Consider the following 11219-nt stretch of genomic DNA (forward strand, 5'->3'; position numbering starts at 1 on the left):
CTGCCCACCGATGCGCGTGGCGGGCGCTGGCCGGGAAAACTTGCGACGTCCCGTTCGTCGTCCTCGACCACGCTCATTGGGCGGCCCTTTCAATATCGATATCCTCGGCCGGTCGCGTCTGGAGGTCATAGAGCGCCGAATAGCGCCCCCCCAGAGCCAGCAGCTCAGCGTGGCTGCCGCGTTCGACGACCTCGCCGTCTTCGAGGAAGAGAATGGTGTCGGCATGCATCAGCGAGGACAGGCGATGCGCGATGATGATGGTCACCCGATCGCTGGCATAGGCGCGGATGGCCGAGCGGATGCGGTGTTCGGTGCCGGCATCGATTGCCGCCGTCGAGTCGTCAAAGACCATCACCGCCGGCCGCATGACGAGGCTGCGGGCGATAGAGAGACGCTGGCGCTGGCCGCCCGAAAGCGACACCCCACGTTCGCCCACCACTGTTTCATAGTCCGTCGGCAGGCCCATGATGTAGTTGTGCAGCTGCGCGCTTTCCGCCGCCTTCTCGATCTTGGTTTCCTTGGCCCAGGGGTCGCCATAGGCGATATTGTTCTCGATCGTGGTGGTGAAAAGGAACGAGTCCTGCTGCACCACGCCTACCTGACGGCGCAGCGACTCGATGGTCACGTCGCGCACATCCTGCCCGTCGATGGTCACCCGACCCGAGGTCACGTCGTAAAAGCGCGGGATGAGGTGGGCGATGGTCGACTTGCCGCTGCCTGGCGCGCCGACAATACCGATGGTTTCCCCCGCCCGGCCTTCGAAGGTGATGCCCTTGAGGGTCGGATGCGTCGCACCGGGATAGGTGAAATGCACATCTTCGAAGCGCAGCGTGCCCTCGCCCAGTTGCAGTGGCACAGCGCCCGGCTTGTCTTCGATCTCCACCTTCTCATCGATGAAGGCATAGAAGCGCTGGCCGCAAGTATCGGCGCGGGCAAAGGAGTTGACCATCAGGCCGAGCTGGCGCACGGGCATCTGCAGGATGGTCATGAAGGTCAAAAAGCTCGCGAGCGTCCCGACGCTCATGTCGCCGGCGATCACCTTGTTGCCGCCGACCCAGAGCACGAGGCCCATGGCCGCAAAGAACGAGAAGGTCATCATCGAGGTGTTCTTGACGCGGACCAGCACACGCTCATGCGCAAGCTCCAGGGCCGATTTCGATGACTTGTCGAACTTGTCGAGCTCGAACTTCTGGGCGGAGAAAGCCCTGACGACGCGAATGCCGCCAAGGTTTTCCTCCATGACGCGCGTCATGATCGAAAGCCGCTCCTGCAGCACCAGCCAGGTCGAGCGTAGCATCAACTGCGCAACCGACGAGCGCCAGGCAACAAAAGGCACGAAGCTCAGCGCGAGGAGCCCCAGAACCATGTCGGTCGTCAGCAGCATATAGGCGCCGACGCCGATGAGCACGGCCAGCAGCACCGTGCGCACGAAGCCGGTCGAGAAGAACATGCGCACGCCGTCGAGGTCGAGCAGACCGAGCGTGATCAGGTCTCCGGAATGCACCCGGTCATGGTAGGAATAAGAAAGCTTCTGCACCTTGTCGTAGAAGGCGAGCCGCAGCTCGTAGCCCACATGGTGGCCGACCGATTCCGAATAATAGTTCTGCACCAGCGTGAAGAGGCCGCGCGCCACCGACACGAGGAACAGGATCAGCGCGCTCCAGATCAGCGCCTGCTGCGCCCCCTCGGCGGCCGTCGTCAGCACATTATGTGCTTCGTCGATCGCCCTCCCGAGTAGCCGTGGGATCAGCAATTGCAGCACCGAGGCCACAATGGTCGCGCCAATAGCCAGACTCGCCTGCCAATAGTGTCGCAGGGAGTACAAAGTGATGCGCAAAAGCGGGCTCCGGCCTTTGCCGGCATGTACGGCAGCCAAGTGAGCCCGAGCATCGCCGCGTGAACGGTCGCGGCCAGCCTTGAGGGTAGGCAAGGGATTATCCAGACATCAAAAAGTGGGGCCCGAAGGGGGAGGCGGGGATCCGTCGACCGGGATCGGGCAAATCAATGCCTGCCTATAAAAGTCGCAATACGCGTACCATTCAAGGTGCAAATTGCGCAATTTTTGCAAGTTTTTGGCGTCTCGCGGAGCGAGACGCCAAAAAGCATGCGCTGGCCATCCAAACGATAGCGCTAAGGTTCTACTCTAGACGAACCAGCAGGTCCTTCGCGTCGATCTGATCGCCCGGGCGGATAAGCAGTTCCGCCACTGTGCCATCGACCTCGGCATGGATCGCCGTTTCCATCTTCATGGCTTCGATGGAGCAGAGCACGTCGCCGGCCTGCACCTTCTGGCCTTCCTTGACGGCAAGGGTCGAGATGACGCCCGGCATCGGCGCGCCGACTTGCTTGGGGTCGCCCGCCACAGCCTTGGCGCGAACCTTCACTTCACCTGCCTTCAAGCGATCGGGCACGGTGATGGTACGCGGCTGACCGTTGAGGTCGAAGAACACGCGAACCTCGCCCTTTTCATTGGTGGGGGCGCGGCCGAGATAATTCACGACCAGCGTCTTACCCTTCTCGATATCGACGAGCAGTTCGTCACCTTCTTCGAGACCGTAGAAATAGACCGGCGTCGGCAGCGCTTCGGTCGGACCATAGCGATCCTGCGTCTTCTCAAAGTCCGAATAGACCTTTGGGTACATCAGGTAGGACGCGAGACGGAAATCATCGATCGGCATGCCGACCTCGTCCGAGATCTTCTTGCGCTCAGCTTCGAGATCAACGTCCTTCAGATAAGACCCCGGGCGCTCGGTCAGCGCCGTCTTGCCCTTGAGCACCTTCTTCTGCAGCACCTGCGGGAAGCCACCAGGCGGCTGGCCCAGATCACCGGCAAAGAAGCCAACCACAGAATCGGGGAAGGCAATATCCTTGTCCGGGCTCTCGACATCGGCGCGGGTAATCCCGGCCGACACCATGGCCAGCGCCATGTCGCCGACAACCTTGGAGGACGGCGTCACCTTGACGATATCGCCGAACATCTTGTTCACGTCGGCATAGGTCTGGGCGACTTCGTGCCAACGGGTTTCAAGACCGAGCGAACGGGCCTGTTCCTTGAGATTGGTGAACTGGCCACCGGGCATTTCGTGCAGGTAGACTTCCGAAGCGCCGCCCTTGAGATCGCTCTCGAAGGCGCGGTACTGGGTGCGTACGGCTTCCCAATAGAAGGAAATTTGGCGGATCGCCTTGGAGTCGAGCTCGGGGTCGCGGTCCGAACCTTCAAGCGCGGCAACCAGCGAACCCAGCGTCGGCTGAGAGGTGGTCGAGGACAGCGCATCCATCGCCGCATCCACCGCATCGACACCGGCTTCCACCGCCGCCAGCACCGTCGCCGCCGAAGCGCCTGAGGTGTCGTGGGTGTGGAGATGGATCGGCAGATCAGTTTCGTTGCGCAGCGTCGAAATCAGCTTCTTGGCCGCAGCCGGCTTCAAAAGGCCAGCCATATCCTTGATGCCGAGCACATGGACGCCAGCGGCCTCCAGTTCCTTTGCCAGGCCGACATAGTATTTCAGATCATACTTGGAGCGATCGGGATCGAAGAGGTCGCCGGTATAGCAGATCGCGCCTTCAGCCACCTTGCCCTCGGCCGCCACGGCATCGATCGAGACGCGCATGTTCTCGACCCAGTTGAGGCAGTCGAAAATGCGGAACACATCGACGCCGCCCTTGGCTGCCTGCTTGACGAAAAATTTCACGACATTGTCGGGATAGTTCGTGTAGCCGACGCCATTGCTGCCGCGCAGCAGCATTTGCGTGAGAATATTCGGCGCGCCTTCGCGCACCTTGGCCAGACGCTCCCACGGATCCTCATTGAGGAAGCGCATGGACACGTCAAAGGTCGCGCCGCCCCAGCACTCAAGCGAGAAGAGGTTCGGCAGGCCACGCGAATAGGCCTGGGCGATGCGGGTTATGTCGAACGAGCGCATGCGCGTTGCCAGCAGCGACTGATGCGCATCGCGCATCGTCGTGTCGGTGAACAGCACCTTGCCCTGGCGCTTCATCCACTTGGCAAGGCCCACCGGACCATCACGATCCAGCACCTGCCGGCTGCCTTCCACCACGATCAGCGGATCGAATTCCGGCACGAAGGGCGCGGCCGCATCGGCCGGCGGCCGCGGACGATCGCGGACTTCCGGATGCCCGTTCACGGTCACATCGGCAATGTAGCTCAAAAGCTTGGTCGCGCGATCGCGACGCGGCTTGAAGTTGAAAAGATCCGGCGTCGTATCGATGAAGCGCGTCGTGTAGCGGTTCTCGACAAAGTCCGGATGCGTGATGATGTTTTCGAGGAACGCCAGATTGGTCGCGACGCCACGAATACGGAATTCGCGCAGCGCGCGATGCATGCGCGCAATCGCTTCTTCCGCAGAGGGCGCCCAGCAGGTGACCTTTTCAAGGAGCGGATCATAGTAGCGGGTAATGACCGCGCCCGAATAGGCCGTGCCGCCATCGAGGCGCACGCCAAAACCGGTCGCACCGCGATAGGCAGTGATGCGGCCATAGTCTGGAATGAAATTCTGTTCCGGATCTTCGGTCGTCACGCGGCACTGAATCGCATTGCCGTTGAGCTTGATGTTTTCCTGGAGAGGCACCCCTGATTCCGGTGTCCCGATCACAGCGCCATCGAGCAGATGAATCTGCGCCTTGACGATGTCGATGCCCGTCACCTCTTCAGTGACCGTGTGCTCTACCTGAATGCGCGGGTTCACTTCAATGAAGTAGAACTTGTCTGTGTCCGCATCCATCAGGAATTCGACCGTGCCGGCACCACGATAATTCGCAGCATTGCCGAGGCGCACAGCGGCGCTCGTCAGGTCGTTCCGCACTTTGTCGGAGAGGTAAGGCGCCGGCGCACGCTCGACCACTTTCTGGTTGCGCCGCTGCACCGAGCAGTCGCGCTCGAACAGATGCACGAGATTGCCGTGATCGTCGCCGATGAGCTGCACTTCGACGTGGCGGGCACGCTCGATCAGCTTTTCGAGATACATCTCGTCCTTGCCGAACGCGGCCTTGGCCTCGCGCTTGCCCTCGGACACTTCGTTGATCAGGTGCGCTTCATCCATGATGCGGCGCATGCCGCGGCCGCCACCGCCCCACGACGCCTTCAGCATCAGCGGGTAGCCGATCTCTGCGGCCATGCGCTTGACTTCATTCATGTCGTCCGGCAGTGCGTCCGTCGCCGGCACCACCGGAACATTGGACTTGATCGCCATATTGCGCGCGGCAACCTTGTTGCCGAGATCGCGCATGGTCTGGGCGCGCGGGCCGATGAAGATGATACCGGCGTCATCGCACGCATCGACGAATTCCGGGCTTTCCGAGAGCAGGCCATAGCCGGGATGGATGGCATCGGCGCCCGAGATGCGGGCGATGCGAATGTACTCTTCGATTTGCAGATAAGCTTCGACCGGGCCCTTGCCCTTGCCGATCAGATAGGCCTCGTCGGCCTTGAAGCGGTGCAGCGCCAGTTTGTCTTCTTCGGCATAGACTGCGACAGTCTTGAGGCCGAGTTCGTTGGCGGCGCGAAACACGCGGATGGCGATTTCGCTGCGGTTGGCGACGAGGATTTTCTTGATTGGCATCGATTTAAATTCCGAGCAGGAGAGGTTGAGGACCCGATCTCCCGGGTCCGGCTCAGCAGTGTCGGTAGAATGGATGGCGGGCCATCCACGCCGCCAATAGTCTTATGTCAGCTTCTCGAAAGAATGCCGGCGAGGTGGCTCATGTCATAGCCGGCCTCGGCCGCCTGCGAGATGATCTCGGATGCATCCATTTCCCCGGCCTGGCTCAACGCCCACAAGGTCGTAGAACGCGTACCGGACCGGCAGAAGCAGAACACAGGGCCGTCGCTCCCCTCGATGACGGCCTTGGTCTTCTCGACGAGATCGGCATTGACGCCTTCTCGTCCCAGCGGAATGGCGTAGTAGGCAAGCCCGGCCGCCTTGGCAGCCGCTTCGATTTCGGCACCCGCCGGCTGGTCGGGTGATTCACCATCGGGACGATTGTTGACGATGGCAGTAAAGCCCAGGGATTTGAGCGAGGCGACATCTTCTGGGCTGATCTGCCCAGAAACACTGACGTGATCGTTGATCCGCTTCAAGTCCAAGTCGATACTCCCCATATCCGCCCATTGGCTTCCCGCCCCCTTATATCCACCGGGCGGCGAGCCATGCAACTGTCGGTTAGTCGAAGAGTACTGATAGTTACGCTTATGCCGCGTTGGCGACCGCAGGACGCTCGAGCGGAGCGGGTCGGCCGAGCAGGTATCCCTGGAAAGCGCTGCACCCGGCACGACGCAGCATATCGAGCTGCCCTTCGGTCTCGACGCCCTCGGCGATCACATCGACCTTGAGCGAGCGCGCAATGTCGCAGATGGCGCCGACAATCATCGCATCGATCCGGTTGTCGCCGAGATTGGCGACATAGGTGCGGTCGATCTTGATGATATCGAAGGCAAAGCCGCGCAGATATTGCAGGCTCGCATGCCCTGCCCCGAAATCGTCGATGGCAACCTTGACGCCAAGAGCGCGGATCGCGTCGAGATTAGCCTGCTCGATTGCGCCGGCCACCATCGGCACGGTCTCGGTCACCTCGATGATCAGCCTGCCGGGATCGACACCCATTTCCTTAACCACCTGCCCGAAATGCCGGGCAAAGTCGGGGCGACGCAATTGCGCTGGCGAGACATTGACGGCGATCGGCGTGCCGAGCCGGTCGAGATCGACACAGGCGCGGCGCAGGACCCACTCTCCGAGCTTGTCGATAAGGTCGCTTTCCTCCGCAATGCCGATGAACTGCGACGGCGGTATCATACCGCGTACCGTATGCCGCCAACGCAGCAATGCTTCGTGCGAGCGCACCCGCATATCGGTGCCGAAGACCGGCTGGTAGTGCAGTTCCAGTTCGTCCATCAGCAGGGCCGCGCGCAGTTCGCGCTCGACGAAACGGCGGTGACGTTCGTCACCCAGCATGTCGGGGTCAAAAGCCACGACTTGCCGGCGTCCGGCCTTCTTGCCCTTGTAGAGCGCGAGATCGGCCTTGGCGATGAGGTCGTCCACATCGGTCGCATCGACCGGAGCCAGCGCAAAACCAATCGTTGCGGAAAGACGCACCGGTCGCCCCGCAATGTTGACCGGCAGGTCGAGCCGCCGCAGCAATTCCTCGGCAAGCCGACGCAGCGCACCGCGATTGTCGCAAGCTGGGATGGCGATGCCGAACTCGTCGCCGCCCAGCCGCCCGATGACGGCGCCCGGCATCACTTGGCCGATGACTTTCGCCAGATGCGCCAGAGCCGCATCGCCCGCCGCATGGCCGGCGCCATCGTTGAGAACTTTTAGATTGTCCATGTCGAGCAGCATGTAGCCCAGCGACTTGTCCGATCCGTGATGAACGTCATTGCGCAGCGCTTCCATGAAATAGGAGCGCGTGAACACGCCTGTCAGAGCATCGCGATGCACCGCCGCCATCACCGCCCGCGTGGCCCGTGCCGCACGCAACAGATTACGGCGAGTCATCCGGTGTCCCATGACGAGCCCGCCAAGGCCAAGCCCCACAAGGCCGATAGAGAACAGCGCCATCAACGGATCCCAGCGAGAGCCTGCCAGAAACGCCGTGCAGACTGCCCCAAGTAGCGCGACCCCGGCGACGACGGCAGCATGGCGATAGCTTGAGAGAATAGGGACGAAATGATCAAGCTGGCGGATGTGTCCGTCGGAGGCGCTGCTGCGCCGAATGACCCGGCTCGACCGGGTAATACCCCGCGCTAGCATCGCTCGGCTCCGCTCTATTGACGAAAAATTCATAAACAGTTCAGGGGCTTGAAGGCGCATTTAGGCGCACCATAAGCCATGCCGGCCCGTACTGAATGACAGTGATATGACAACCGGCCGGTGCCGATCATTTAGGTATACGGTGCGTAAACCGCCCGATCAGGGCGCGCTACCGGTCCACTTGCGCCAGAGATCACCGCGCCGGGCGACGAAGCGCGCCGCCACATCTTCGACGGTCGCCCCCGGTTCGTTGAGCTGGGCAAGCAACCGATCCATTTCTCCGACGGGCATGGTAGCCCGCTGCAAGTAGGAGGCGACCGCGGGCGCCTCCGCAAACACCCATTCGGATACCGCCACAACGATCATCTCGGCCGGAAAGGCAGAAGGTTTTGGCGCGGCACAGGAGAGCAGCGCCAGGCACTTCATTGCCTCTTCGTCATAGCCACCCATGTCGAGCGGCCGAAAATCAAGCTGAGCCAGTACTGCATTGGGCTGCCAATAATAGAAGAAGAAGTTCTCGTGCCGGCTGACAGCCTCAGCGATCAGCGTATCCATTTCAAAGCGATTGGCCGGCTCCACCACCTGCAACAGGTCCGTCAGGCCATAGGCCTTGATCAGATTGCGATTGATGACCGAGCAGGCCCAGTCGAGCGGACAGGAAATGAAACGCACCGGCGTTTCGCTGGTCTGGGTCGAAAGCAGCGGCTGCAGGGCCGCAGCACTTGCCGTACCCGAAAACGCCCCCTGCATATAAGCGGGAATGAACCAGCCTTCTGTCGTCGCCTCGGCAAAGGTTGGCGCGGCGCTGCGCAGCATCTGCGTCTGGATGGCACCATTCCACACATCGGCGATCCGCGTCACCCACATTTCCGGCGCCACCGCCGGCTGTCCAGTCGAGCCCATGGACGATGCCGTCGCCGCGAGGTCTCCGGGCACCACCCGCGCCTCGCATCCGAACTCTTGGCTGAGAAGGCGTGCGTGAATTTCCGCCAGAAGGCTCGCCGACGGCCAGCTCATGCGGGCAATAGTCATGTTTTGGGTGCCGCAAGGCGGTGGTGGGGCGGGAGCGACGGGCGTTTCCGGCACCGCAGCCGGCGCCGGCGACTGAGTCCCTGGCGCGCCGTTGACGCGATCCTGCGCCGTGTCGAGGATGGTGATCTGTGCCAGCGCCGGCCCGACAAGCAGCGCCAGCAAGAGACCGCCAATGACAGGGTGCCTAAATCGCATTCGCATCCTCATTCCACTGGTGCCAGTCTATGCGCAATCGGCTTGCCTTAAGCAACCGCACCCGTTCACCATTTTGCCCAAGACCCCCGGTGACTCGTGCCAATAAAATATGCAACAGTCCGTGCCAGCGGGGCGCGTGAGGCGCCCCTGCCATTTCGTTGCGCGCCGTAAGAGGGGGGCTGGCAAGGCCATCCGGAGCGCAACGCCAACAGAGGGACGTCCATGTTTAAGAAAACCCTGACCCTGGCGGTTGCCGCCACTGCCCTGTCCATCGCCGCTCCGGCTCTGGCCCAGGACACCGGTGCCACCATCGGCTTCATCGGTGGCTTCACCGGTCCGATTGAATCGCTCACCCCGCCGATCTTTGCCGGCGCCCAGCTGGTCGTGAAGCAGATCAACGAGCAGGGCGGTATTCTGGGTGGCGAACTCAAGCTGATCTCCGCGGACGGCGCCTGCGATGCGACGGCCGCCGCCGCTGCCGCTGACAAGCTTATCAACACCGACAATGTGACTGCCATCGTCGGCGCGCTCTGCACCGGTGAAACCATCGGCGCGTTCAACGGCTCGGGCCTGTCGGGCAATGTCGTGTTCGTGTCGCCGGCCTCCTCGGCCCCTGCCCTGACCACGCTTGTAGACAATGACCTTGTCTTCCGCACCACCCCGTCCGACGCGCTTCAGGGCGAGAAGATGGCAGACCTGCTGCTCGCCAAGGGCGTCAAGGACATTGCCATCACCTATGTCAACAACGACTACGGCAAGGGCTTTGCCGATGCGCTCTCCACCGCCTTCACCGCCGGTGGTGGCACGGTCGCTGCCAACCTCGCTCACGAAGAAGGCAAGGCCGACTACCGCGCCGAACTGGGCAACCTGGTCGCTTCGCAGAACCTCGTGATCCTCGCCTATGCCAACGCTTCGGGTAACACCGTGCTGCGCCAGGCCGTGGAATCGGGCAACTTCACCACCTATGTGGGCGGCGACGGCATGGTTGGCGACGACCTGCTCAACGGCATCGACGCTTCCGCTGTCGAAGGCCTGATCGCGACCCGCGCTGGCGCCCCGACCGGCGAAGCCGTCGACATCTACAACGCCTTCACCGGCGAAGGCTTCACCGCCAACGCCACCTACGCTCCGCAGGCCTATGACGCCGCCTTCCTCCTGGCTCTCGCCATCGAGAAGAACGGTTCGGCCAGCCGTGAAGGTCTCTCCGCTGCCCTGCGCGATGTCGCTTCGGCTCCGGGCGAAAAGATCCTCCCCGGTGAATGGAAGAAGGCTGTCGAGCTGATCAAGGCCGGCACCGACATCGACTATGAAGGCGCCGGTGGCCCGCTCGATTTCGACGCCGCTGGCGACGTTGACGGCATCATTGTCGAACTCGCTGTCGAAGGCGGCAAGTTCGTTGAAAAGGGTGCCATCCAGTAAGCTGGACCCTCGACGGGCAATTGCCCAAAACATCAGGCCCGGGAGCAATCCCGGGCCTTTTTGCTGGAGACCGCCATGGCCGACGACACCACGCTGCGCTTTTACGCCAAAAATGCCGAGACCTATGCCCAGCACGCCACCACGCCCAATGGAGCACAGCTCGACGGCTTTCTTGCCCTCGTCCCTGCGGCGGGAAAAATTCTTGAACTCGGTTGCGGCAATGGCCGTGACGCCGCCCGCATGCTCGAACCCGGCTTCGATGTCGACGCGACCGATGGCACGGCCGAACTTGCGGCCGAAGCCGAAAGACGCATCGGCCGAAAAGTGCGCGTCCTGCGCTTCGAACATCTGGACGCAATTGCCCTTTATGACGGCATCTGGGCCTCGGCGAGCCTCCTACACGTGCCGGCCGAAACCCTCGTCGACATCCTCACCCGCATCCGCAAGGCGCTGCGCCCCGGCGGCATCTTCACTGCCAGCTTCAAGGCCGGAACGGGCGAGGGCCGCGACGATCTCGGCCGCTATTACAACTATCCGAGCGCCGAACGTCTCCTCCAAGACTACCGCGCTGCCGGCTGGAACAAAGTGACGATCGAAAAGATCATGGGCAGCGGCTATGACGCCAAGCCCACCGAATGGCTCTGGGTCACGGCGCGCCACGCCGCTTAGCTACTGCGATAGCGTCTCAACCTCGATTCGCGGCCCATCGGTCCGCACGGTCACCGACAGGTGCTGCGCCTGCACCACGTCCAGCACCTTGCTCGGCCTATAGGCACAGACCGCCGTGCCGCCGGCGAGGCGCAGGCT

At 62.2% G+C, this 11219-nt stretch carries 7 protein-coding genes; 2 read left to right on the forward strand and 5 right to left on the reverse strand.

Annotated features, from left to right (window positions below):
* Nucleotides 1-73: 73 nt before the first annotated feature.
* The 5 genes from J0I64_RS19860 to J0I64_RS19880 all read right to left on the reverse strand — a co-directional run bounded on the left by J0I64_RS19860 (nucleotide 74) and on the right by J0I64_RS19880 (nucleotide 8993).
* Nucleotides 74-1837 carry an ABC transporter ATP-binding protein gene (locus J0I64_RS19860; RefSeq protein WP_291411517.1) on the reverse strand — a complete coding sequence of 588 codons (1764 nt, stop codon included), beginning with the start codon at nucleotides 1835-1837 and terminating at the stop codon, nucleotides 74-76.
* 301 nt (nucleotides 1838-2138) lie between these two features.
* A complete protein-coding gene (gene pyc / locus J0I64_RS19865; RefSeq protein ID WP_291411520.1) occupies nucleotides 2139-5579 on the reverse strand; it encodes a pyruvate carboxylase in 3441 nt (1146 codons plus the stop codon).
* A 107-nt stretch (nucleotides 5580-5686) separates the two neighbouring features.
* Nucleotides 5687-6103 (reverse strand): TIGR01244 family sulfur transferase, encoded by a 417-nt coding sequence (locus tag J0I64_RS19870; RefSeq protein WP_291411521.1) that lies wholly within the window; start codon nucleotides 6101-6103, stop codon nucleotides 5687-5689.
* Between the two features lie 103 nt (nucleotides 6104-6206).
* On the reverse strand, nucleotides 6207-7766 hold the full coding sequence (locus J0I64_RS19875) for a bifunctional diguanylate cyclase/phosphodiesterase (RefSeq protein ID WP_291411523.1): 1560 nt from the start codon (nucleotides 7764-7766) through the stop codon (nucleotides 6207-6209).
* A gap of 159 nt (nucleotides 7767-7925) precedes the next feature.
* Nucleotides 7926-8993, reverse strand: a complete 1068-nt coding sequence (locus J0I64_RS19880) for a glycine betaine ABC transporter substrate-binding protein (RefSeq protein WP_291411525.1) — start codon at nucleotides 8991-8993, stop codon at nucleotides 7926-7928.
* Nucleotides 8994-9215: 222 nt separating this feature from the next.
* On the opposite strand from J0I64_RS19880, the gene J0I64_RS19885 reads away from it, so the two are divergent.
* Nucleotides 9216-10412 (forward strand): ABC transporter substrate-binding protein, encoded by a 1197-nt coding sequence (locus tag J0I64_RS19885; protein ID WP_291411527.1) that lies wholly within the window; start codon nucleotides 9216-9218, stop codon nucleotides 10410-10412.
* 75 nt (nucleotides 10413-10487) lie between these two features.
* Nucleotides 10488-11081 (forward strand): bifunctional 2-polyprenyl-6-hydroxyphenol methylase/3-demethylubiquinol 3-O-methyltransferase UbiG, encoded by a 594-nt coding sequence (locus J0I64_RS19890; RefSeq protein ID WP_291411529.1) that lies wholly within the window; start codon nucleotides 10488-10490, stop codon nucleotides 11079-11081.
* Nucleotides 11082-11219 lie beyond the last annotated feature (138 nt).

The organism is Devosia sp. (genome assembly GCF_017307565.1).
Lineage (GTDB): Bacteria > Pseudomonadota > Alphaproteobacteria > Rhizobiales > Devosiaceae > Devosia.